Origin of the sequence: Neorhizobium tunisiense (genome assembly GCF_039631515.1) — a bacterium.
Classification (GTDB): domain Bacteria; phylum Pseudomonadota; class Alphaproteobacteria; order Rhizobiales; family Rhizobiaceae; genus Neorhizobium.
This window is the reverse complement of record NZ_JBDIUU010000008.1, coordinates 15,720-38,900: the sequence shown is the minus strand read 5'-3', so window position 1 is coordinate 38,900 and position 23,181 is coordinate 15,720. Positions and strand designations below refer to the sequence as shown.

General features: G+C 60.7%; 25 protein-coding genes. 8 read left to right on the top strand and 17 right to left on the bottom strand.

What is annotated here, in order from left to right:
* The first annotated feature begins 60 nt into the window (after nucleotides 1–60).
* From ABCW43_RS21650 to ABCW43_RS21640, 3 genes are all read left to right on the top strand, one after another.
* On the top strand, nucleotides 61–609 hold the full coding sequence (locus tag ABCW43_RS21650; protein WP_345928268.1) for a TRAP transporter small permease subunit: 549 nt from the start codon (nucleotides 61–63) through the stop codon (nucleotides 607–609).
* Between the two features lie 14 nt (nucleotides 610–623).
* Entirely contained in the window at nucleotides 624–2,228 is a 1,605-nt protein-coding gene (locus tag ABCW43_RS21645) for a TRAP transporter large permease (protein WP_345928266.1), read from the top strand.
* A gap of 78 nt (nucleotides 2,229–2,306) precedes the next feature.
* Nucleotides 2,307–3,422 carry a TRAP transporter substrate-binding protein gene (locus tag ABCW43_RS21640; protein ID WP_345928264.1) on the top strand — a complete coding sequence of 372 codons (1,116 nt, stop codon included), beginning with the start codon at nucleotides 2,307–2,309 and terminating at the stop codon, nucleotides 3,420–3,422.
* Nucleotides 3,423–3,867: 445 nt separating this feature from the next.
* Here ABCW43_RS21640 and tnpC read toward each other — a convergent pair whose 3' ends face one another.
* From tnpC to ABCW43_RS21590, 10 genes are all read right to left on the bottom strand, one after another.
* A complete protein-coding gene (gene tnpC, locus ABCW43_RS21635; protein ID WP_345928262.1) occupies nucleotides 3,868–5,448 on the bottom strand; it encodes an IS66 family transposase in 1,581 nt (526 codons plus the stop codon).
* A gap of 66 nt (nucleotides 5,449–5,514) precedes the next feature.
* Complete coding sequence (gene tnpB, locus ABCW43_RS21630; RefSeq protein WP_113131355.1) at nucleotides 5,515–5,862, bottom strand: IS66 family insertion sequence element accessory protein TnpB; 348 nt, start codon at nucleotides 5,860–5,862, stop codon at nucleotides 5,515–5,517.
* Nucleotides 5,859–6,257, bottom strand: a complete 399-nt coding sequence (gene tnpA / locus ABCW43_RS21625; protein WP_345928260.1) for an IS66-like element accessory protein TnpA — start codon at nucleotides 6,255–6,257, stop codon at nucleotides 5,859–5,861. The genes tnpB and tnpA overlap by 4 nt, the downstream gene beginning before the upstream one ends.
* 479 nt (nucleotides 6,258–6,736) lie before the next feature.
* Complete coding sequence (locus ABCW43_RS21620) at nucleotides 6,737–7,969, bottom strand: glycosyltransferase (RefSeq protein WP_345928258.1); 1,233 nt, start codon at nucleotides 7,967–7,969, stop codon at nucleotides 6,737–6,739.
* The gene (locus tag ABCW43_RS21615; protein WP_345928256.1) at nucleotides 7,969–8,121 is read right to left on the bottom strand and encodes a hypothetical protein; all 153 of its coding nucleotides are present in this window, start codon (nucleotides 8,119–8,121) and stop codon (nucleotides 7,969–7,971) included. Before ABCW43_RS21615 ends, ABCW43_RS21620 begins: the two co-directional genes overlap by 1 nt.
* A gap of 94 nt (nucleotides 8,122–8,215) precedes the next feature.
* Nucleotides 8,216–9,580, bottom strand: a complete 1,365-nt coding sequence (locus ABCW43_RS21610; protein WP_345928254.1) for a chloride channel protein — start codon at nucleotides 9,578–9,580, stop codon at nucleotides 8,216–8,218.
* A gap of 462 nt (nucleotides 9,581–10,042) precedes the next feature.
* Nucleotides 10,043–10,537, bottom strand: coding sequence for a DoxX family protein (locus ABCW43_RS21605; RefSeq protein WP_345928253.1), 495 nt, complete (start codon nucleotides 10,535–10,537; stop codon nucleotides 10,043–10,045).
* Nucleotides 10,534–11,316, bottom strand: a complete 783-nt coding sequence (locus tag ABCW43_RS21600) for an HvfC/BufC N-terminal domain-containing protein (protein WP_445738986.1) — start codon at nucleotides 11,314–11,316, stop codon at nucleotides 10,534–10,536. The genes ABCW43_RS21605 and ABCW43_RS21600 overlap by 4 nt, the downstream gene beginning before the upstream one ends.
* Nucleotides 11,313–12,194: an MNIO family bufferin maturase gene (gene bufB / locus ABCW43_RS21595; protein WP_345928251.1), complete on the bottom strand. Its 882-nt coding sequence runs from the start codon at nucleotides 12,192–12,194 to the stop codon at nucleotides 11,313–11,315. The genes ABCW43_RS21600 and bufB overlap by 4 nt, the downstream gene beginning before the upstream one ends.
* A gap of 66 nt (nucleotides 12,195–12,260) precedes the next feature.
* Nucleotides 12,261–12,548 carry a BufA1 family periplasmic bufferin-type metallophore gene (locus tag ABCW43_RS21590; RefSeq protein WP_345928249.1) on the bottom strand — a complete coding sequence of 96 codons (288 nt, stop codon included), beginning with the start codon at nucleotides 12,546–12,548 and terminating at the stop codon, nucleotides 12,261–12,263.
* 154 nt (nucleotides 12,549–12,702) lie between these two features.
* On the opposite strand from ABCW43_RS21590, the gene ABCW43_RS21585 reads away from it, so the two are divergent.
* Entirely contained in the window at nucleotides 12,703–13,272 is a 570-nt protein-coding gene (locus ABCW43_RS21585) for a sigma-70 family RNA polymerase sigma factor (RefSeq protein WP_445738985.1), read from the top strand.
* Nucleotides 13,272–13,910, top strand: coding sequence for an NrsF family protein (locus tag ABCW43_RS21580; RefSeq protein ID WP_345928245.1), 639 nt, complete (start codon nucleotides 13,272–13,274; stop codon nucleotides 13,908–13,910). The genes ABCW43_RS21585 and ABCW43_RS21580 overlap by 1 nt, the downstream gene beginning before the upstream one ends.
* 50 nt (nucleotides 13,911–13,960) lie before the next feature.
* On the opposite strand, the gene ABCW43_RS21575 is transcribed toward ABCW43_RS21580, so the two are convergent.
* Complete coding sequence (locus ABCW43_RS21575; protein ID WP_345928751.1) at nucleotides 13,961–14,182, bottom strand: GDCCVxC domain-containing (seleno)protein; 222 nt, start codon at nucleotides 14,180–14,182, stop codon at nucleotides 13,961–13,963.
* A gap of 405 nt (nucleotides 14,183–14,587) precedes the next feature.
* Nucleotides 14,588–15,373, bottom strand: coding sequence for a helix-turn-helix transcriptional regulator (locus ABCW43_RS21570; RefSeq protein WP_345928243.1), 786 nt, complete (start codon nucleotides 15,371–15,373; stop codon nucleotides 14,588–14,590).
* A gap of 95 nt (nucleotides 15,374–15,468) precedes the next feature.
* Between ABCW43_RS21570 and ABCW43_RS21565 the strand changes: the two genes are divergently transcribed.
* Both ABCW43_RS21565 and ABCW43_RS21560 read left to right on the top strand, forming a co-directional pair.
* A complete protein-coding gene (locus ABCW43_RS21565) occupies nucleotides 15,469–16,005 on the top strand; it encodes a peroxiredoxin-like family protein (protein ID WP_345928241.1) in 537 nt (178 codons plus the stop codon).
* A 396-nt stretch (nucleotides 16,006–16,401) separates the two neighbouring features.
* A complete protein-coding gene (locus tag ABCW43_RS21560; RefSeq protein WP_345928239.1) occupies nucleotides 16,402–17,382 on the top strand; it encodes a substrate-binding domain-containing protein in 981 nt (326 codons plus the stop codon).
* Nucleotides 17,383–17,460: 78 nt separating this feature from the next.
* Here ABCW43_RS21560 and ABCW43_RS21555 read toward each other — a convergent pair whose 3' ends face one another.
* From ABCW43_RS21555 to ABCW43_RS21535, 5 genes are read right to left on the bottom strand one after another with little or no spacing between them, the layout of a single operon-like run.
* Complete coding sequence (locus ABCW43_RS21555; RefSeq protein ID WP_345928237.1) at nucleotides 17,461–18,726, bottom strand: ABC transporter substrate-binding protein; 1,266 nt, start codon at nucleotides 18,724–18,726, stop codon at nucleotides 17,461–17,463.
* Nucleotides 18,727–18,750: 24 nt separating this feature from the next.
* Nucleotides 18,751–19,587: a carbohydrate ABC transporter permease gene (locus ABCW43_RS21550; protein WP_345928235.1), complete on the bottom strand. Its 837-nt coding sequence runs from the start codon at nucleotides 19,585–19,587 to the stop codon at nucleotides 18,751–18,753.
* Nucleotides 19,584–20,516, bottom strand: a complete 933-nt coding sequence (locus tag ABCW43_RS21545) for a carbohydrate ABC transporter permease (protein ID WP_345928233.1) — start codon at nucleotides 20,514–20,516, stop codon at nucleotides 19,584–19,586. The genes ABCW43_RS21550 and ABCW43_RS21545 overlap by 4 nt, the downstream gene beginning before the upstream one ends.
* Nucleotides 20,509–21,678, bottom strand: coding sequence for an ABC transporter ATP-binding protein (locus tag ABCW43_RS21540; protein WP_345928231.1), 1,170 nt, complete (start codon nucleotides 21,676–21,678; stop codon nucleotides 20,509–20,511). The genes ABCW43_RS21545 and ABCW43_RS21540 overlap by 8 nt, the downstream gene beginning before the upstream one ends.
* Nucleotides 21,675–22,505 carry a metallophosphoesterase family protein gene (locus tag ABCW43_RS21535; protein WP_345928229.1) on the bottom strand — a complete coding sequence of 277 codons (831 nt, stop codon included), beginning with the start codon at nucleotides 22,503–22,505 and terminating at the stop codon, nucleotides 21,675–21,677. The genes ABCW43_RS21540 and ABCW43_RS21535 overlap by 4 nt, the downstream gene beginning before the upstream one ends.
* A 328-nt stretch (nucleotides 22,506–22,833) precedes the next feature.
* Here ABCW43_RS21535 and ABCW43_RS21530 point away from each other — a divergent pair, with 328 nt between their 5' ends.
* Nucleotides 22,834–23,127, top strand: coding sequence for a DUF982 domain-containing protein (locus ABCW43_RS21530; RefSeq protein ID WP_345928227.1), 294 nt, complete (start codon nucleotides 22,834–22,836; stop codon nucleotides 23,125–23,127).
* Nucleotides 23,128–23,181 lie beyond the last annotated feature (54 nt).

Below are 23,181 nucleotides of genomic sequence, written 5' to 3'. Positions count from 1 at the left end.
GCCGGCGACGTAGCACTGCCTCTTAGTTCCCGCGAAATCGGGACTATGGGAGGAAATTTCATGTCCATCTTGCTGTCGCTGTCGCGTTTCATAGACGCGGCGAACACGGTCATCGGTAAGGCGGTTTCGTGGCTCATACTGCTCGCCATAGTGATCAGTGCGGCGAACGCCACAACGCGAAAACTGTTCAATCTCAGCTCCAACGCATGGCTTGAGGCTCAGTGGTACCTGTTCTCGGCGGGGTTCCTGATTGCGGCCGGCTACACGCTTCTCAACAACGAACATGTTAAAGTCGACCTCGTCTACGGGCGTCTGTCGCGCAGATCTCAATTGTGGATCGAGATCCTCGGCACGCTGTTCTTTCTGTTCCCGTTCTGCCTCATCACGATCTACCTGTCATGGCCAAGGGTGACGTCAAAGTTCCTCAGTGGCGAGATTTCCAACAATACCGGAGGGCTGCTCCTCTGGCCTGTGTGGGCGATGGTTCCGCTCGGATTCGGCCTGCTGGCTCTGCAGGGGCTGTCCGAACTCATCAAGCGGATCGCAATTCTTCGCGGCGACATACCGGACGCGATCGCGTTGGCTGACGCTGAAGCACATACCCTCTAAGGCCGAGGCTCCAAATGTTTGCATTTTTCGCGGAAAACCTCGCGCCGATCATGTTTCTTTCACTGATCGTCGTGCTGTTGATAGGCTATCCGGTCGCCTTCGCACTGGCCTTTGTCGGTTTCGTTTTCGGCTTCATCGGTATCGAGATGGGGCTTCTACCCGTCAATCTGTTCGGCGCCATTCCCGACCGCATCTTCGGCCAGATGTCGAACGAGACGCTGCTGGCGATCCCGTTCTTCACCTTCATGGGTCTGATCCTGGAGCGAAGCGGCATGGCCGAGGAGTTGCTGGACACCATCGGTCAGCTATTCGGACCTGTCAGGGGTGGGCTTGCTTTTGCCGTCATCTTCGTCGGCGCGATCCTTGCCGCGACGACAGGGGTCGTTGCCGCCTCGGTCATTTCCATGGGACTGATCTCACTGCCGATCATGATGCGTTACGGGTACGACCGACGGGTTGCGGCCGGAACCATCGCGGCTTCCGGAACGCTGGCCCAGATTATTCCGCCAAGCCTCGTGCTGATCATCCTCGCGGACCAGCTTGGCCGCTCAGTCGGCGACATGTACAAAGGTGCGCTTATTCCGGGCCTGCTGCTTGTCGCAGCCTATGCGGGCTACATCATCCTGATGTCGTTCATTCGGCCACAGAGTGTCCCGGCTTTGCCGATCGAAGCACGCTCGCTGCGTGGTTGGAAGCTGCTGCAGAAGGTGATCATCTCGCTGGTTCCGCCGCTTGTCCTGATCTTCCTGGTGCTTGGCACGATCTTTATCGGTCTGGCGACGCCGACTGAAGGCGGCGCCATGGGAGCAGTAGGCTCCTTGGCGCTTGCTGCTATCAATCGCCGTCTCAATCTGGCGATGATCAAGTCCGCACTTTATGCGACGGTGAAGCTATCGTCGTTTGTGATTTTCATCCTGCTCGGGGCGCGCGTATTCTCGCTGACCTTCTATGGTGTTAACGGCCACATCTGGGTCGAGCACCTGATGACGTCGGTGCCAGGTGGCGAGATCGGCTTCCTGATTGTCGCCAATCTCCTGGTCTTCTTCCTGGCGTTTTTCCTCGACTACTTCGAGCTTGCCTTCATCATCATTCCCCTGTTGGCGCCGGTGGCCGACAGCCTCGGGATAGATTTGATCTGGTTCGGGGTCATGCTGGCGATCAACATGCAGACCTCGTTCATGCATCCGCCATTCGGGTTTTCCCTCTTCTACCTTCGCTCCGTTGCGCCCAGCCGCGCCTACAAAGACCGGGTCACCGGGGCAACGATCCAGCCCATAACGTCCGGCCAGATCTACATGGGCGCGCTGCCCTATCTCGCAATCCAGCTGGTGATGGTCATTGTCGTGATCGTCTTCCCGGGCTTGGTGACGCATTACAAATCGGGAGCGGTGGCCGTCGACCCGAACACAATTCAGATCAACGTTCCGATGCCTGGCGAGGGCGGAAACAGTCCGTTTGGAACGCCGACCCAGCCATTCGGGGCGCCGGAACCATCTAGCGGAGGTGCAGCCCCGCCAAGCTTTGGAGCTCCGGCACCGGGTGCCGAGCCTGCGCCGCCAAGCTTCGGTTCGCCTACACCCAGCTTCGGCGCTCCGCCCGCGAGCGGAACCAATCCCTGACGACGACCCGATTGACGTCGGCTTCTACGACCCTGGCCTTATGCTTGGCCAGGGAAACAACAACCGAGGAGGACTGATATGCCAAATGACGTAAGCCGCCGTGGCTTTTTGACCAAGGGGGCGATCGCCGGAGCTGCCACGGCAGCCGGTGCGACGCTTGCAGCGCCTGCCATTGCACAGGAAATGCCATCGATCCGTTGGCGCTTGACGTCGGGTTTCCCAAACAACCTCGACACCATCTATGGCGGCGCAGTCGTCATGTCCGAGGCGCTTTCGAAGATCACCAACGGAAAATTCCAGATCCAGGTGTTCCAGGCCGGCGAGATCGTACCCGGTGCTCAGGCGATCGATGCCGTCAAGGAAAACACTGTCGAACTCGCCCACACCTGCGGCTATTATTTTACCGGCAAGGATCCGACTTTCGCAATCGGCTCGACCATTCCGTTCGGCCTCAATGGACGCCAGCAGAACGCGTGGCTTTACCGCGGAGGCGGCAACCAGGCGTATAATGAATTCCTGTCGAACTACGGCGTGGTCGGTATTCCCGGCGGCGCAACGGGCGCTCAGATGGGCGGTTGGTTCCGCAAGGAGGTCAAGAGCGTCGCTGACCTCAAGGGTATCAAGATGCGGATCGCCGGGGTTGCTGGCGAAGTCATGTCCCGTCTTGGCGTCGTTCCACAACAGCTTCCAGGAGGCGACATCTATCCGGCTCTTGAGCGTGGCACGATTGACGCCGCCGAATGGATCGGCCCCTATGACGACGAAAAGCTCGGGTTCTATCAAATTGCCAAGAACTATTACTATCCTGCGTACTGGGAAGGCGGCCTGACGATCCACTTCTTCATCAACCAGGCACAGTATTCCGGCCTCCCGGACGCCTACAAGGCGGCGCTCGACACGGCGTGCAAGGCCGCCAATGTCAATATGCAGGCGCTCTACGACGTCAAGAATACCGCTGCGATCCGTTCCCTGGTGGGCAAGGGTGTACAGCTGCGTCCTCTGCCACGCGACGTCATGGATGCAGCTTACAAAGCGTCCTTTGAACTATATGCCGAATATTCGCAGAAACACCCGGCATGGGCAAAGATCTACCCTGGCTGGAAAAAGTTCCGTGACGAGAGCTTCGAGTGGTTCCGCGTCGCTGAGTATAGCTACGACAGCTACATGTATGCGGCTCAGGCAGCAGGCAAATGACCGAAGGGCGTGCCATGGTTATCCCAGTTCGGTAACCGCTGCGACGAAAGCCTGCGTCTGAGCTCCGCTGGGGCTTTTCGTGACCCCGGGATCGGAAGACCAACCAAAAAGGCCGCGTCAGTCTGGACGCGGCTTCTTTTGGATCCATGTCGCGGTCAGCCGTCGCGCACCATGTCGGGATATGACCTGGATCTAGGAACTCTTTGTTTGGTAGCCGACTTTGCTTCATTTGGCGTGACGCCACCAACTCAAGTCTGCTCGTGTAGCGGCTCTCATGCCTCACAGAGGTCATCGACTGACGCCGTTTGCTCTCGTGGAGAGTTGGCATCGGACTTGTGATCATATAAAACCGATCCGCTTGGCGTGCGCTGCGTGAGCCAGGAGTTTTCCCAAAATTACGGAGACTTGAACAACCTGAGCAGGATGGCGTAGCGTAAGCGTCCGGTCAGGCCATTTCTGACGGAGCTTGCAGGTTCCACGGCAGGAGTTCGTCGATCCGGTTGATGGGATGATCGGCGATGCGGGTGAGGACCTCCCGCATGTAGGCTTCCGGATCGAGGCCGTTGAGCTTTGCGGTCTCGATCAGCGACAGGATTGCAGCGGCGCGTTCGCCGCCCTTGTCTGATCCCGCAAACAGCCAGTTCTTGCGGCCGAGCGCAATCGGCCGGATGGCCCGTTCAGCCGCATTGTTGTCGATCTCGATGGTGCCGTCTTCAAGAAAGCGGCAAAGCGATTTCCAGCGGGAAAGTGCGTATCGGATCGCTTCCGCTGTCCCGGATTTTTGCGGCAGGCGTTTGAGGTTTTCATCCAGCCATAGCCGCAAGGCTTCGGCCTTGGGAGTGCTGCTATGTAGCCGCGCAGCTCTTCGCACGTCTGGTGGTTCACCACGAATGGCCTTTTCGATGTCGTAAAGTTCGCCAATCCGGCGCAGCGCTTCCTCCGCAATCGGCGCTCTTCCTGAAGTCGTCAGATCGAAGAACTTGCGTCTTGCATGCGCCCAGCAGGCGGCTTCCAGGATGGTCGGCGGGCCGCCTGGCTTGTGTGGCTCGTAGAGATCACGGAAGCCTGCATAACCGTCGGCATGCAGCACGCCGGAGAAAGTGGCCAGATGCTGCCTGGGATGCAGTCCCTTACGATCCGGACTGAAGAAGTAGCAGACTGCAGGTGGGATCGTGTCACCCCAGGGACGGCCGTCGCGAACATAAGTCCACAACCGCCCGGTCCTGGTCTTGCCCTTGCCTGGCACCAGAACCGGAACGGGCGTGTCGTCACCATGAAGTCGATGGCCAGCGAACACATGGTCCCGAAGCTTCGCCAGCAGCGGCTCCAGCAATGTGCTGGCCTTGCCGATCCAGTCGGCCATGGTCGAGCGGGAAAGATCGACGCCTTCCCGTGCATAAATCTCGGTTTGGCGATAAAGAGGCAGGTGATCGCAATATTTGGCGATCAGCACATGGGCGACCAGACCCGGTCCCGGCTTGCCGCGTTCGATGGGCAAAGACGGCATCTCCGCCTTGACCTGCGTATCGCAGCCCTTGCAGGTGAAGCGGGGCTGAACATGGCGCACGACACGGAACGAGGCCGGGACATAGTCGAGAACCTCGCTGACGCTTTCGCCTGCACGGATGAAGTCGGAGCCGCCACAGACCGGGCATGCGCAAGTTGCCTGGTGCGTTACGTCATGGCGTGGCAGATGATCGGGCAATGGCTGGCGGCCCGGCTTGGCCTTTGCCGGATCGGCAGTCGACGACGATGCCAGGACCCCAGAGACTGCCATGGCTTCCGCCTCGGCCGCCTCGATATCTTCCAGCGCCAGTTCGAGCTGTTCGATGGCGCGGTCCATCTTCTCGGAGGACGAGCCGAACCGCGCCCGCTTGAGAACCGCAAGCTGCGCCTTCAACTTGTCGGTCAGTGTGTCGCGGGATTGAAGCTTTCGAGCCTGTTCAGCCAGTTGATCTGCCTGCGCAGCGATAATGGCTCGCAATGCATAGATGTCATCCGGCAGGTTCGAATGGCCTTCTTCCATGCCAAAATCTATACCTGATTTGGCGTCAGAATACCACCTATCTGTCTGTAAAGATTGGCGTCTACTCTACGCAACCCGTGTCGGCGCAGATGTCCAGGCGGGTCGCCGCCAGTCGATGCCTTCCCACAACATCGACAACTGCGCTGCCGTCAGCCGGGCAGTGCCATCGGTCGCGGAAGGCCAGGGAAAACGGCCCTTCTCCAGGACCTTGTAGTAGAGGCAAAATCCCTGCCCATCCCAAAACAGCAGCTTGATGCGATCTCCACGACGGCCTCGAAACGCAAACACCGAGCCGGACGCGGGCTTCTGGCGGAGCGACGATTGCACCAGCGACATCAGGCCGTCGATCCCCTTGCGCATGTCCGTCACACCGCAGGCGAGATAGACGCGCACATTTGCGCCTGGCGCAATCATGCGTCTTCAACCGAGCGGATCAGCGCCTTCAGGACATCAGGCTCAATGTTGGCTTCCACTTTCAACACACGGCCGCCCTTGCAGCCGATCTCGATCCGTATGGGCCGTGCCGAGCGCTTTGAGGTAGGCTTGTCCACTGGTGCCGGACGCTCAGCCTCGTCGCTCGATGGCGTCGCGATCAATGCGACCGGCAGGAAAGAAACCACTGGCTCAGCCTGCTCCGCTGCAAACTTCCGTCGCCAGGTGTAAATCTGCTGGGGCTTGATATCGTGCCGCCGAGCGACGTCGGCGATCCTCGCATCCGGCTCCGCTGCCTCTTGCAGTATCGAAAGCTTCTCGTCGTCGGACCAATCACGCCGACGCTCGACGCCTGTCAAAATCTCAATGCGGCCCATGGTTCATCCCTGATGACGTCTCTAATGACGGAATTAGTGACGTAACTTCAGGTGTTCGTGGGAAATCTCAAAGGCAGCTTCACCGGACGCTTACGGCGTAGCTATGTCTTCGAACAAAAAAACAACGGTCTTCACTACGGGAAGAATAGACTCCGCACTTCGCGAATTCCTCCATAGTGAAGCATCCTTGCAGGATCGATCATTGCAGGTATCGCTGGATATTTCATACTGAAGTTTGCGCCCCGCCGGCAGGGGCGCCAGGATGCCGATGTGATTGAATAGCCAGAAACCTAAGGTGGGTTCAAGGCACTTGTCGGAGAGGGGAGATGAATGCTCCAAGCTACCGGTCGGCGTTCTGTTTCGCCCCAATGTTCGGCCTCTACCTGTCTCTCACCATTTTCATCACCTACTTGATGTCATGGGTGGTTGGAAGCGCGGCACTCAGAGCCGGCTTATCAAGATCGGGATCTGCTCGGGCGCTAACCTAAACGCTCGAGTAAACGAACTGCCGTCTCGGTTCCTGTTTCCTGCGCAACGAGGTTCCCTAGTGCCGTCGCTCGTGCCCGCATCTTTGGCTCATCCATGGCGGTGATCGCCTGAGCGAGGCGACCGGAAGTCAAATGCTTTCGTGAGAGCTTTGCCGGAGCAACGCCGATGTTATGCATTCGCAGAGCCCAAAATGGCTGGTCACCCATGAATGGGCAAATAGCCGCTGGGATACCCGCCCGTGCGCATGCCATGGTCGTCCCAGCGCCGCCATGGTGGAGCGCCATCGCCATGAGAGGCAGTACCTGATCATGAGGGACCTCATCCACTTGTAGAATAGTCGATGTTGGACGCCATGCGGAGAGCGCGCCCCCGCCGACTGCAAGTAGTCCCCGGCGGCCGGCTAGAGCCAGTCCTTTGACAACGATCTCCGTCAGTTGTTCTGGGTCTAGCCCGGGCATGCTACCGAAGCCCACATATACAGGGGCCTCACCACCCGCAATAAAAGCTTCCAAGGTATTTGGCATTTCCCACTCAGGGGTATCCAAAAACCAGGCCCCGGTAACGTGAACATCGCGCGGCCAGTCGGATGGCGCAGGAACGATATGCCTGCTGAACGCGTAGAGCGTCGTGGACGGGCGCAGTCGGCGGGCTGGCCGGCCAGGTAGCCTCAGGCAGCTCTCTCTCCAACTGGCTATAGTTCCGGCAAAGAGAAAGTCAGCGCCATTTATCACCAGGCTGTGGCTCAGCCGGTTGAGCGGTCCCAGGGTTGTCATCGGAAAGACGGGACTAGGAAAAGCGGAGGTCGGTGTCGAGATCGGCAAAGGGGAGCCAAGAACGGCTCTACATCCTATCCGTTCCGCGATGTGGAGCGACGCAAGTGACTTGGGGTGATAGATAATCAAGTCGGGCGCAAAATCTCGTGCGGCTTCCCATTCAGATCTTAACAACTCCTCCATGAGAGGCCTTACGTGCTTGAGCAATTTGAGCCCGGCAAGAAAGCCGCTGCCCTCGGCGATGACCTTTTTGCCCTCGCGCGTTTCGATCAAGTTCAACATCTCCGACGGGAGGCAGTGAAAGGGAACGGATCTGGCGACAGCAAGTGGGGCATATTGTGCCGGCCCCGCGACCTGGACGTCGTGACCCGCGGCCAGGAGCGCAAGTGAGAGAGCAATGAAAGGCTGTACGTCTCCTCTCGTGCCATATGTATGGATTGCAATCCTCATCACGCTCGTCCTTCATCCCTGATGGAGCCGAAGACTTCCACCCCGCCGCGAACTTTGCCGGCACGGCTGCGTTTCTCACCGGCCCCCTTGATCGGAATAATCGGAAGCGTTGTCCCTTGCATTGGTGTCCGCCCGAAACTGATAACGGTCACGAATATCTCCCTTGTGCCCTGATCTGTTTCGGGGCCGGTCTATCGAATAGGTGTGCGGCGCCTTGGCATCCGTGTGCGGTCATATGACAGACCATTACGGGCTAAGCGCGTCTGCCTCGCTCGAAACCTTTACCTCTGCCCGCCGCGCCCGTATGGCTGCCGCGATGAAGACGCGGGAAAGTCCGTGATACAGGGGTTCTCGGGAGAGAAGGCGTGATGTTACGTAGCCGATCATTGAAACGGCCATGATTGGGATTACGGCCTGGTGGGCGCCGGTCATCTCCAGAATGATCACGAAAGCAGTCATCGGTGCCTGCACGACACCAGAGAAATAGCCCGCCATTCCAAGAATTGCCGCAAGCGCGATGCTAGTTCCGAGGAGCGCACCAACGGTGCTGCCGAAACCGGCGCCGACCGCAAGCGATGGCGCAAAAATGCCGCCCGGAATGCCGGAGATCATCGACAGCAAGCTGGCTGCGAGTTTTTCGACAAAGAACGACAGGGGAAGTGCATGGCCTTCCACTGCGCTCTTGGCCTGTTCGTAGCCCGTGCCGAAGGTCGCGCCGCCCGAGACGATACCGATTGCCGCGACGGCAAGCCCGCAGATGCCAGCAAGCGCCAGCATGCGCTTCAGCGGCTGCGGCTGGGCCCAGCGGCGAATGCGCTGGCCAAAATGCAGGGCCAAGCCGCTGAAGGTGGCTCCCAGCGCGCCCCCGCCAAAGCCGCAGAGGAGAACGAGCCCCCAATCGCGCGGTTCTGTCGGGGCAGCGGACGCCATGCCAAAATAATTGTAGCTGCCGGAAAGCCCGAGTGCTGCAAGCCCTGAAAGGATAACGGCTGTCAGCACCAGGCCGTTCGCGCGCGATTCATAGGTGCGGCTCATTTCCTCGATGGCGAAGACGATACCGGCGAGCGGTGTATTGAACGCAGCGGCGATCCCGGCTGCCGAGCCAGCGAGGATCAGGCCGCGAGCCTGCGCCATGCCGCCGAAGCGCGCAACTGCAAGCATGATTGACGCACCCACCTGCACCGTCGGCCCTTCGCGGCCGATCGAGGCGCCGCAGAAAAGCCCCAGCGCGGTTAGCACGATCTTGCCGAAAGCAATCTTCAGCGAAAGCAGCCGCGTCCTGTCCTCTTCGTTCCTGAGATGTCGGGCGGCGATCGCTTGCGGTATGCCGCTTCCCTGGGAATTCGGAAACAGCGTCGTCGCTACATAGACCGACACCATGAAGCCCAGCGGCGTCAGTGCAAGCGGCAGCAGAAACATCCATTCGCCGGATGAGGTGAGGCCGTCAAAAGCTTTTTGTGACAGGTCGGCAAGCTTGGCAAATCCAACGCTGATCACTCCGATCGCCAATGCTCCACACCAGAAGACGAGCCGGGGCCGCCAGAGTGAAAACGAGCCCCGGAAAACACGGGATCGGCGCAGAAGCTTGGACTTGCGATACGAAATGGGCATGAGACACACGACGCAGGAGGCATAGTTACCACGAGGATATCTTCCAATCGCGGCTCCGCAAACGATTCTCAGTTGGTCCCAGCGGTGGCGTGAACTTCCGAAACCTCCGAAAGAGACGAGGCAGGAAGCGATGCCAAGGCAAACATGGCAACGACTTAGCCGATGGAAACCGCCGCGACAAAACCTGTCCCGAGGATCACAGCTCCATATATCATGCGATGACATCGTTTAACTTATCCGGCATGATGTCACGGCGCATCGCAAGCCGGACTCCGGCGAGGCCCTCATAGAGGCCTTGCACCAACCCAGATTGAGCCTCGTATCCTTATGGACGGAAATCTATGCGGGTCATGGCCGAACAGGAACGACACCGCGTTCGATTTGTTCGGTCGACATACGTACCGATAGCGCGATTAGCGAGGTCCCTTTGCAGGTTGGCCTAGAACACATTGGCCGCGTACGTCAATTGCGGGGCATGACCAGCCGATCAATCGCGATCCTGCCCCCGCCGAACACGACCAGTGCCAGCGCCATCGCCGCCCACGGGAGATGGAAATTCGCCCAACCATCCGGAATGGTGAGTTGAATGATCGCGGTCATCAGCAGCAAGCCGAGGGCGGCAAAGCGTGTCGCCAAGCCAAGGATCAACAAAATCGGCAGGACCAGCTCCCCGATCCCGGCTGCCGTCGCCATCGCCAGTGGAAACGGGTAGGGAATTTCGCTGCCGAAGATATGGAGTTTGAACTCCTGCTCGAACAGAAATCTCGCACCTTGCGAAAGCGTCAGGAATCCGTCCCATTTCGTCAATCCCGACTTGAAGAAGGGTATCGCGAGCGCGAAGCGCAGTGCCAGCAGCGGCAGTGATTGGGGAACGGAGGCGAGTAGGCCTTCTGCACGTGTAACGAGGGCGGCAAGGGCGGCGCTAGAGCCATGTGTGGAGGCTGCTTCGGTCTTCATGGGACGTTTCCTTCATCCTGTTTGAGGGCGCTGAATGCGCCGAGACTGACAAGGCCGATCAGCGCCGTTCCGAAGTCGAATTCGGGGGCGGCGGCAAACGCCGCTTCTGCCGCATCGCCAAGCGTGGCGTCGTTGAACAACGCGGCTGCAAAAACCGCGTCCTGCGGCGGGAGGATACGGACATGGACGGTCATCTCTGGCCGCAAGACAAGCACGGTTTCCGGTTGCCAACTGGCGACCGGCGTTACCATCTCCTGCTGATGTGCGCTCCAGATGGAGCCGATGGGGTAGCCCGAACGGATCAAGCCCGCTGAAGGGTGAATAACGAGCCGCATGTCGGCAAGCATCTCGGGCGCCGCAGTTGTGAGTGCCGCAAGGTCGAGCGGCACGGCATCTGCCGCGTGGTAGGCTCGCATCCAGGCGGCCTCGATCCGCGCGACATCCGGCAGATAGGCAAGCTCTTTCGCCTGCTGGAAGCTCGCTATGAAATCAGGGAAGTCGCTGCCGTACTCGATCATCAGCGGCGAGGCCGGCTTGTGATCCTGGGCATAGGTGCGCGCCATGGCCACGAAGAATTCTTTGCCAACAAGGCGCTCCGTCACCGGAAACTGCTGCGCCAGCGCCTTGGTCAACCCGACGAAAACATTGTTGCGATAGACGGCGAACCGCGCTGCGTCAGGCACGCCGCGAGGGCTGGTGATGCCCTCCGGCACAGGCCGGTCGGCACGCAGCAATGCGGCCGCGAAGGCGTTCTGGCTGGCAGCGAAACCCATCATCATGCCGCCCGAATCTGGCTACGGTGTAACGTTTCGGCGGCAAGCATCGCATCCGCGCGTGCCGCCTCCGCATGCAGGGTGGCGAAATCCGGGACGTCATTGTCCCATTCGATCAGCGTCGGGAGCGGCCCGCTACGCGTGAGCGTGTGCTTATAGAGCGCCACCACGTCACTTTTAACCGCCGTACCATGCGCATCGATCAGCAAACGGTCGCCGGCGTCGTCGACGGTCTCGTCGTAGCCGGCAAGGTGGATTTCGCCGACCAACTCGACCGGGAAGCGATCTATATAGATGGCGGCGTCGAGCCGGTGGTTCACCGCAGAGACCATCACATTGTTGACGTCGAGCAGCAGGCCGCAGCCCGTCCGCTGTGCAATCGACGCCAGAAAGTCGATTTCGTCGATCGTACTGTCGGTAAACAGCACATATGTCGACGGGTTCTCGAGCAGCAACCGCCGCCCGAGCGCCTGCTGCGTCTCATCGACGTGGTCGATGACGCGAGCCAATGTTTCTTGCGTGTAGGGCAGCGGCAACAGGTCGTTGAGGAAACCCGTCTCGTGTGTCGACCAAGCCAAGTGTTCGGAAAAACTCTGCGGCCGGTAGCGATCGATCAAGTTGCGCAGCCGCTTCAGATGCGCCTTGTCGAGCGCGTGCGCCGCGCCGATCGACAGGCCGACGCCGTGCAGCGAAAGCGGATAGAGTTCCGTGATGGCTTCAAGATAGCGATGCGGCGGCCCACCCGCGCCCATGTAGTTCTCGGCGTGCACCTCAAAGAAACCGACATCCGGTCGACTGGCCAGAATAATCTCGTAGTGCTCAGGCTTGAGGCCCATGCCGGCGCGCGCAGGCAAGGTGGTTGCGTGGGTTGTTGAAGCAGTCATCGCGGTTCTCCCCGGAATTGTCAGACAAGAATGGAGGCCCGGGCAGCCGGGCCTCCGCTTTGGGGATCAGCCCTTTTGGGGCTCCAGCATGCCCTTGTGGCCACCGACGTTCATGGACGTGCATGTGCCAATCGGCACAGCCTTCCAGGCGTTACCCTGGTAGTCCACCGTCGAGGTGCCCGCGCAGGTCGTACCGGCACCGGCGGCGCAGTCATTCTGACCCTTAAGCGCGATGCCATAGCATTTCTCGTTGCCGACCATTTTCTCAGCCGGCAACGGCGCGGCGAAGGCAACCGATGCAATCGCGGTAGCGAGCGAGCCGGCGAGCGTGAGGGTCAGGGTGGAACGGTTCATGGAAATCTCCTCTTGGAACTGCCGCGTGCCGGTCATCGGCCGCGTAATCTTCCCTTCGATCCGGCGAAGCCCTCTGTTACGTGCGGTAGCAAACACGAATTGGTGATCGACAGTGCGGCTTGGTTGGACAATATTTCGGCTGCCTCGTAACAAGATGGCCACTGCGCGCGAATGGGAGGTACAAGGATTGAATGGCCAGGGCGAAAATGAGCTTGCCATGCTGCTGCGCGCCGCAATCGCAGGAGACGAGAAAGCCTATGCGGCGTTTCTGGAGCGAACCGCTACTATGGTGCGTAGCTTTGCGCGCCGAAAGATCGTACAGGGAGGGGTCGATCCCGAAGACATCGTGCAGGAAACGCTTTTGGCAATTCACATGAAGCGTCATACCTGGATCAGCGACGGGCCTGTGTTGCCCTGGGTTTATGCGATTGCACGCTTCAAGCTGATCGACGCCTTTCGCAGGCGTGGTCGCCGCGTCGAAATCGAGATCGGCGACATCGCCGAGACGTTCGCCCAGCCGGAAGCCGAGACGGTGAGCGACCGCGAAATCAGTCGCGTGCTTGATGGTCTGGCGCCTGGCCAGCGTTCCGTCGTTGCCGCGATTTCGGTCGAGGGGCGCTCGATCGGGGAGACGGCCGAGAAGTTCGGCATGACGGAGACAGCGGTGCGGGTGGCGCTGCATAGGGGTTTGCAATCGATCGCGAAAAAGTTTGGACGGAGCTGATGCAGACCAACGACCTCATCAATGCACTGAAGGCAGATGCCGCAAAGTCCACAATGCCGCTTGGTTATGTGTGGTGGGTGGCTATGCTCGCTGCATCGATCGTGGCGGCGGTCGCCTTCTTCGTCCTGATCGGTCCGCGCCCGGACTTCGCGGTGGCCGCGCAAACGCTCCGCTTCCTCTTCAAGTTCGTCGTTACACTCATCCTCGCGGTCGTCGCCTTTGCGCTCCTGCGAGTGCTGTCGCGGCCGGGTTCAAATGTCAGAAGTGCAGCGCTTTGGCTCCTACTTCCACCTGTTCTCATTGGCGCTGCGGTAGCGGCGGAACTGTTCGCCGTGCCCTCTGGTCAGTTGGTTACGGTCTGGTGGGGCAAGAACGTCTACGTCTGCCTAACTTTCATTCCGCTGATCGGTCTCGGTCCGCTGGCGGTTTTTCTGGCGGCTCTCCGCCACGGCGCGCCGACGCGTCCCGGTCTAGCTGGCGGTGTTGCTGGCCTGCTTGCTGGCAGCATCGCCGCAACCTTCTACGCGGCCCACTGCACCGACGATTCGCCACTGTTCGTCGCTACCTGGTACTCGATCGCGATTGCAGGGCTCGTGGGGGTCGGCATGATTGTCGGCCGTCGCGTTGCGCGCTGGTGAATCGGAGGGACCTCTGTGCGGGTCAAAGCGCATGGTCGGGATCGAGCATGCTATGGCGCAGTCCCTGCGGCGCGTCCAGAGGATCGAACTTCCTGAACCGGCGGACAGGGGACATCGCCATAGGAACAAAAGACGCAGCAATCGCCTGATTTTGGCTTTAATACTGTGCCGCAGTTCTCGCATGTGTAGAAGAATTGGCAGGCATCGGTCGCCATGGTTTTGGAAGCTTTGTACCCGCAAGTCGGACAGGTGATGCACGAAACTGTTTTGATTGGGGCGGTCAAAGGGGTCACTCGATCGGCGTTGCTGGATACCCGGTATTGGTTGAGGCGGCGGTGATCGTCAGAACCAGGATCAATGAACACATGCGAGATGAAGCGCATGTTCCTCAGTTCCGAGGGCCGAGGCTCAGGGCTGGGCCGCCGTCTCGCCGAGAGCATCGTGCGCGTGGCTGCTGAGCGGGGAAACGGCATCAGGCACATGAGCATAACGATCTTGGCTCCGGACCGCAACTCGCGTTGCCGCCGGGAAGGCTCATTGGCGGCCTTTCGACCTGATACTCTGAGCGCCGAACTTCAGCTCGTACCTGGCCGCAATTGCCAACGGCTGCGTCGGGGGCAAGTCGAGATTCCAGTGTATCGATACATTCGGCCAACGGGCAATGAGCGGACGCCTCTTCATGGCCCCGGCGCGGAATCAGCGCTCATCTGCACTTGGAGTGACGGCCACTCTCCGAATTGGCGGACGTATGCGCGCGAGAATGCCGCGGCGCTGCCAAACCCGACTTGCCGCGCCACCACCTTTATCCGGGCTCCCTTGGAGAGCCTCCGCCGCGCAATGGTCAGGCGCCAGCCCGTCAGATAAGCCTGTGGCGTCGTGCCGACCACATGGCGGAAGAGAGCCATGAAATGGCTTCGCGACATGCCCGCCACCGAAGCAAGATCTTCGGTGTTCCAGGCGCGCGCGGGCGCGTCGTGCATCGCAACCAGAACCCGGTGCAAAGCGGGGTGAGACAAGCCGGCCAGCAACCCGGGTCGGGTAGCCCCTCGATCGATAGCTGATCGCAACACGAGAAGAACGATCACTTCGCACAGCCGATCGAGGGCTGCGCTCCGACCGCATCGGGATTCCAGGGCCTCTGTCACGAACGCGGCTGTTGTGTCGCGCAGAGTGGGTGCGTCAGCGGTCTCGACCGAGACCTGGTCCGGAAGGGCGTTCATGAGCGGGTTATGCGCCCCGCCAAAATCGACTGTTGCGGTGACCAGGACGGACGGGTCGGGTGTCGGTTCGCCACGCAGGCAGAGGACGATCTTTTCCGCAGGGCCGGCCGGCGGGCCGACGACGAGCAGCCTGGCATGACGATCGGCTGTGGGTATCGGCTCTAATGACGCCGACAATTCGAACGCATCGAAGAACGCCGAGAGGCGGTCTACCTTTTGGAGGGCTATCGGATTTTCGATCATGCTTTACGGATCCTAGATCACCGTAAGTATGAGAGGGTGAAACTCTGGCGTCAACAGAACGGCGTCGGAAGATATCACGAGATTGGAGTCTATCAATGTTAGTCCCGAGAATGCCGGCCCCGGATCTGGCGGTCATGACCCTGGATCACGGAGAGTTCGACCTGGCCCGCGAAGCACCTGCGCTCATGACCCTCGTCTGCTTCTATCGCGGTCTCCACTGCCCCGTTTGCGGAGGCTATCTGAAGGAACTTGAACGAATGACGCCGTCCTTTGCGGAACGCGGCGTCAACACAATTGCGATAAGCTCCGACGGCGAGGAACGCGCGCGGCAGATGGCGGATAAGATAGGCGCCAGGCAACTCCGCATCGGCTATGGACTGCCTTTGAGCGAGGCAAAGCAATGGGGCCTCTATATTTCGACGTCGCGTGGGAAAACGTCGATCGGGATCGAGGAGCCCGAGTTGTTTTCCGAGCCGGGCGTCTTTCTGATCAGGCCGGATCAATCGGTTTATTGGCTCTCGGTGCAGTCCATGCCGTTTGTACGGCCGAATTTCAACGAGATGGTGCAAGCCTTGGATTTCGTTATCAAGACCGACTACCCGGCCCGGGGCGAATATAGCGGTGCGGTATGAGGCCCGCCGTCACGCGGCAGGACCGAAGCGTCAAAAAGGCCTCCTACTGGCAGCGCGAGGGGAAGTCCCACTCCCCAGAAGGTCGACTAGCGGCGAAGGTTATCTCATGGCCGGCGCAGCCGCTCGACTACGCCGCCCTGATGAACGCGGCCTCGATCGCGATGACGGATACGAATGCCATAGTCATGGCAGCCGTGTCGGGACGTGTGCACCTTGAATTCCTTTGCCGAGTCCGCGACGCCGCAGATTTGATTTCCGAAACAGTCCCGCTGAACGATCTGCACCACGCCCCAGCGGCACGAAATTCTTCATTGCTGACATAAAACTCTTACATGTCGGGAGGAAATCCGCTGCCGGCAGGCCCTGAGGTCTGGAAAACAGAAGAGGGCATTTCTGATGACGACATTGCAGCAGGTGGCGATAAGAGCCGGATGCTCTCTGGCGACCGCGAGCCGGGCGCTCAATCGCAACGGCAATGTCAGCGACCGTATGGCCCGCAGGGTTCGCCGTGCGGCGGCGGAACTCGGCTATCGGCCGCTAACTTCCGCGGCCGGCAGACTAGGGCAACGGCCAGTGATCGGCGTGTTGATCCCCAGCATTACCAATCCCGTCTTCGCCTCGTCGCTTTCCAGTATCCAGAACCGCATGCTGGTTGCGGGCCATGGCGTGCTGATCGCCCAGTCGAACTACGATCCTGCACGCGAGGCGGACGCGGTTGCCTCGCTTCTCAACGACCGGCCGACCGGCCTGATCCTGACCGTCTGCGATCCCGGCACGAGTGTTGCCCTCGCGTCCTCGCTGCCGCCAACCGTGCTTCTCAACAACCTGCCGACCCCGCTGTTTCCTGCTGCCGTCACGGTCGACAATCGCGGTGCCGGTCGTGACCTGACGCAGATGCTGATCGGTCTCGGCCATCGACGCATCCTGTTCGTCTCCGGAAATTTCGCGGCCTCCGACCGCGCGCGTCGCCGGCATGAGGGTTATCGCGATGCGATGATCAAGAACGGCATTGCACCGTTGGAAGCGGTCGAGATTTCCTTCCTCGACGGCTACGACCAGCTTGATCTCAGCGCGGCGCTCGCGACCGTATCGCCGACGGCGATCATCGCCTCCAACGATCTTCTTGCACTCGGCGTCATCAGCGCGCTGCGGCGCGAAGGACTTTCTGTACCAAGCGATGTCTCCGTGGCCGGTTTCGACGGGATCGCCATCGGACGGCTGATGGACCCGCCGCTGACGACGGTGGAGATGCCGGATGCGAGCATGGGGGCGGCGGCAGCCTCGCTGCTGCTAGACATGGCCGAGAATGCGGCGCCTGCCCGGCATCTCGACGTCGCTTATATGCTGCGCCGGGGCGGCACGGTGCGGGCAATCTGATGACGCTTCGTGTAAAAGGAAAACCGCCGCTTCCGTTCGGAAGCGACGGCTCGTGGTGCGGTTGAACCGGATCGGAGCTCAGCTGCGCGGCAGCAGGCCCTTCACCTCGGAAGCAGCATCTTCCAGTGCTTCCTTCGGGGTGGCCTGCTGTTCGACGATGCGCGACAGGTTCTCGACGATCGCCTGGGTGACCTTGACGCCGTTGGTGCCCGGGAAGGCGTACCAGGGAACCATGCGGTCCATCTGGCTCAGGCCGGCGACGAAGAGCGGGTTCTCCTTGTAGAAATTGCCGAGATAGTCCGGCGACTTGGCGGCGAGCTCGTTGTTCGGAACATAGCCGGTGCCGGGGACGACGACCGAGGCACCGTAAGGGCCGGCCGCGAACTTGGCGAACTTCCAGGCGGCCTGCTGTTTTTCGGCATTGCGGGCAAGGATGACGACGGCATTGCCGCCGGTCGGCAGCTTGCCCTTGACCGGGTCGATCAGCGGGATTTGCGCGGTGCGCAGGTCGAACTTGTCGCCGACGCTCTTGATCGTGTTGCGCAGTGCGCCTGTCGTCTTGAACTCGATGCCGACCTTGCCTGCGAAGAAGGCCTGTTCACCGGCCTGGGCGGTAAAGACCGGCATGCCGCCCTTCTTGACCAACTGGTCGAGAACGTTGACGGCCTTTTCGCCTTCCGGACCGGCGAAAGCGACCGACTTTTCGTCAGCGCTCAGCATCTGGCCGCCGGCGCCGAACAGGAGCGCCGAGAACATCCAGTCGTCACCCTGCCAGCGGAAGTCGATGCCTTCGACGCCGTTGCCGAGCGCCTTGATCTTGGCGCCGAGCGCGACGACCTCGTCCCAGGTCTTCGGGGGAACGTCCGGATTGCCGCCGGCGGCCTTAACGAGGTCGGCATTGTAGTACATGATTGGATTCGACGTCGCGAAGGCGAGGCCGACCTGCTTGCCCTTGACCTGTGCGAGCTTCAGGATGTTGTCGGAAAAGCCGAGCTTGCCCATATCGCCTTCCTTGGCGATGAACGGAGCGAGATCGACGGGCAGGTCGCGTTCCTGAACCATGCGCAACCGGTTGAGGCCGATGAAGGTCAGGTCCGGCATTTCCGCCGTGCCGGCCTGGCGCATGATCAGCTGGATGCCCTCTTCATAGGTCGCGGACGGGTTGGCGAACTGGATCTTGATGTCCGGGTTCTCTTCCATGAACTTCTTAGAGATCGTATCCATCACGTCCTTGAAGAAACCCGGCATCGGATAATGCACGGTCAATGTCGTTTCGGCATGGGCCGGAAGCGACACCGTCATGGCAATCGCCGCGGCGGCGAAAAACTTGGTGATATGCTTCATTGCATGGTCTCCTGGTTGTGCCGGTCAGCCTTTGAGACCGGTCATGGTGATGCCCTCGACGAAGCGCTTCTGTGCCAGAAGGAAAGCCGCAACGAGGGGAGTGGTGATGATCAATGTGGCGGCCATCAGCGCGCCGTAGTCGTCGCCGGCCTCGGCGGCGCGGAAATAGAGGAGGCCGAGCGGCGGCGTCGCATAGGTCTGGTTGGAAACGACGATCAACGGCCAATAGAGGTCGTTCCAGTGGGCGACGACCGAGAAGATCGCGAACGCGGTGACCGCCGGCCAGGCGTTGGGCACGATGACACGGCCGATAATGCCAAGCTCCGACATGCCGTCGAGCCGGGCGGCATGGATCAGGTCGTCCGGTATCGCGCGGAAGAACTGCAGGAACAGGAAGATGCCGAAGACGGAGATGGTGAAGGGGGCAACCAGTGCAAAATAGCTGTTCAGCACCGCCAAGCGGTCGAAGGCGACATAGAGGGGCAGGGCGGTCGCATGGATGGGCACCAACAGGCCGAGCATGACCAGCACCATCATCGGCCTTGCGGCGCGGAACTTCAGTTTCGCCATGGCATAGGCGCAGGGAATGGCGATCATCACCTGGAAAACGAAGATCAGCGCACAGACGGCGACGCCGTTGAAAAGCAGCCGCGTCATCGAGACGCGTGTCAGCGCCTTGGTGAAGTTCTGGACGTAGGACCAGTGTTGCGGGATGAGCGACAGCGAGGAGGAGAAGATGTCGCTCTGCGCCTTGCCGGCGGTCGAAATCATGAAGACGTAGGGGGCGAGAAAGATCGCCGTCCCGAAGATCAGGATCGACAGGCGCACGGCGCGCCCCAGGGTGAAGGTTTGGGCGTTCATGAGTAATGCACCTGCTTGTCCTGGACGCGGTATTGCAGGAACATCAGCACCACCAGGATCGCCAGGAACACGACCGTCATCGCCGATGCGTAACCGACCTTCAGGTAGACGAAACCTTCCTGGTAGATGGTGAAGAGCAGCACTTCGGACGCCTTGTTCGGGCCACCCTCGGTCAAGGTCTTCACGGTTTCGAAGACCTTGACCGCGTTGATGATGCTGATCGTGGTGACGAACAGCGTCGTCGGCCCGAGCATCGGCCAGGTGACCAGCCGGAACCGATCGAAGGCCGAGCGGGCGCCATCGACATGCGCCGCCTGATAGAGTTCGCGGGGGATCGCCGTGAGGCCGGCGAGGAACAGCACCAGATTGAAGCCGACCGATTGCCAGATGCCGATGATCGACAGGCTGTAGAGAACGGACGTGGAAGCGCCGAGCCAATTGGGACGCGGCAGGCCCCCGAGCGCCAGAAGCGCGTTGATCGGGCCGATGGTCGGGTGGAACAGATATTGCCAGACCGTCGCCATCGCGACGAGCAGCGAGGCGACCGGCAGGAAATAGGCGGTTCGAAAGAAGGAACGGCCGATATTCTCGCTTTCGATCAGCATCGCAAGGCCGAGCGCCATGAAGATCGAGATCGGCGCGACGATCGCGGTATAGACCGCCGTGTTCCACAGCGACCGGCGGAAGGTGCGGTCGGTGAAGAGCTCGGTGTAGTTGTCGAAGCCGACGAACCGGAAACCCGCATAACCGAGTTCGTAATCGGTAAATCCGAACAGGATCACCACCGCGACCGGCAGCAGGATAAAGACGAACAGGAGAACCATAGCCGGCAGCGACAGGACGAGTGCAGCGCGCGCCTCCTGCCGCTCGGCGGCCGAGCGGGCAGGTTTTCTGACCAGTGGGAGTGCAGCAGCGACCGCCTTAGCCATGAGCCGTCTCCAACCTGGCGGCTGCATCGACCGGTGTCGAAGGCACGCGGTGGCCGTCCTCCGCAAAGACGAAGAGACGGTCGGCGGAGAATTCGACGCGCACCGGCATGCCGGCGGCAAGTCCGGCGCCTTCGGCGGGCGAAAGCTTGGCGACCACCGGTTCGCCGATCGCATCCAGGCGGCAATAGAGGATGATCTCGGAGCCCAGGAATTCGATGCGGTCGATGCGTGCCGGCAGGCCATGTTGGCCGCTGCGGGATACGCGGATGAATTCCGGCCGAATGCCGACCGTCACGGATGCCCCCGCAGCAACCGTCTCACGGTGTAATCCGACCCGGATATCGCCGAACGTTATCGTGCCATCGGCCCCGACCTGTGACGGAAAAAGGTTGATGCGCGGCTGGCCGATGAAGCGGGCCACTTCGATATGCGCCGGATCGTCGTAGATCACCTGCGGCGAGGCGAGCTGAAGCAGTGAGCCGCCGATCATCACCGCGACGCGGTCGGCCATGGAAAGCGCTTCGGCCTGATCATGGGTGACGTAGAGCGTCGGCACGCCGGCGCGGCGGTGCAGTTCGACGATCTCGCCGCGGGCGTGGACGCGCAGGTTGGCGTCGAGGTTGGAAAGCGGTTCGTCCATCAGGAAGACGGAGGGTCGCCGCACCATGGCGCGGCCGAGCGCAACGCGCTGGCGCTGGCCGCCGGACATCTGGCCGGGTTTGCGATCGAGCAGGTGGTCGATCTTCAGCGACACGGCCATCTCGCGCACGTCGCGCTTGATCGCCGCAACCGCCTTGCGCTGGCCGGGCATCAGCGGGCCGATTAGCGGCAGGCGCTGCACCCGTGTCAGCTTGCGCATGACCAGCGGCACGGCGATGTTCTGCGCCGCCGTCAGGTGCGGATAAAGCGCGTAGGATTGGAACACCATGGCGATGTTGCGGTCGGCCGCCGGCATCGGTGACAGGTTGCGGTCGCCCAGCATGATTTCGCCGGCGTCGGCGCTTTCGAGGCCGGCGAGGATGCGCAGCAACGTGCTCTTGCCGCAGCCGGAAGGACCGACGAGGGCGATGAACTCGCCCGCACCGGCATCGAGGCTGACGCCCTTGAGGATCGGATTGCCGGAGAAGGATTTTTCGATGCCGCGAAGCGAAAGGGCGGTCATTCGGCGCTCTCCGTTTGCTTGGCGCTAGTCGGGTAGACTTCCTCGATGACGTCGTCGAGGACATAGGCCGTCATGCCGGGGGCGGCGACGATATCGCTTTGAACGTCGTCGCCGAATTCATGCACGACTGCGCCGACCAGCCGTTCGCCCGGCATTTCGCGGACGAGTTGGCCGAGGATGAAGGCAGCCGACGGACCCCAGGTGAGGGCGGTGTTCTCGAAACGACCCTGCCAGGCCCAGTGCAGATGGCCGCTTGCGAAAAGCGCCACGTCGTGGGCGGCGATCAGGTCGTAGAGACGCTTGCGTTGTGCCGGGCGGACGCTCCAATAGCCCGTGTCGCCCTCATGCGGTTCGTCGACGAACAGTGGCTTGTGGGCAAACAGTGCGATGCGGCGGCTGCGACGATCTTCGAGGGTTTCGCGCAGCCATTCGAACTGGGCTTCTTCTTCATCGTTTTCATGGCCGAGCAGGAGTGAGTTGAGGCCGATGAAACGCCAGCCGTCGGTGTCTTCGAACCAGCGGTCCTCTCCGACGAGGTCCCGCCAGCGGGCAAGGCGCTCCGCATTGACCGGCTGTTCGGACCCCGGCAGGTGGCCGACATCGTGATTGCCCGGCAGGATCTGCATCGGGATCGAAGTCTGCCGCATCAGGTCCATGCAGAAAGTGATGTCGCCCGGCTTATCAGCGCCATCGACGGTCAGATCCCCGGTATGGATGATGAGATCGGCCCGGGTATCTTCGATCCAGGTCAACAGCGGCGCCCAGTTGCCGTTGAAATGCGACTTCTCCGGGCTGAAATGGGTATCGGTAATCTGGATGATCTTCACGGCAGCTCTCCGGTCCCGCAAGTGCCTTCCGCAGGTGCGAAGGCGTTCACGGTTCCTTAGAGCGCTATCGTGTCAGGCCGGTTACAGAGTTTTCCAGCTTTCTTTCATTTCTGTCACAGGACTGTAAAAGGGGGTCGTTTCCGCCGGCTGTAACGAGATTCAGGAGGCTCTGTCTCAGCTTCGCGCCTCGGTACGACATCGGGCTTGGCAGCCTGCGAAGGGTGGGTCAGGCGGGCGTCATCGCCTTCCCGAACCTCGGTGTCTTGAACCCACGGCGCCATTTCCTAAATCAATCTCCGTCCATGGCGATTGAGGAAAGGAGGTAGCGATGGCCAATACTTTGTTCGACAAACCGCTGTTTGTGAAAACATCTCGCTATGTTCAGGAGCTTGCCAGCCTGGAAGACGTCTTTGACTTTCTCGACGAGTGGCCGATCGAAAGAAGAAGCGACACGTACGAGGTATTATCGAAGGCCTGTCGAATGGCCGCTCAAGGCATCTTCCCCTTGCCGGCAATCCGGGAGAATGTCCGTCGATTCCTGCTGAAGGAGCGCGTGTTGGCGAATATCGAGGAGGTACCTCTGTTCGCACGGCGCACGAACGACCGCAATCTCGGCTCGTGAGGCGCTTTTGCGCCTTACGTCGTGTGTCTCGCACCGGGGCTGATTTCGTGTAAG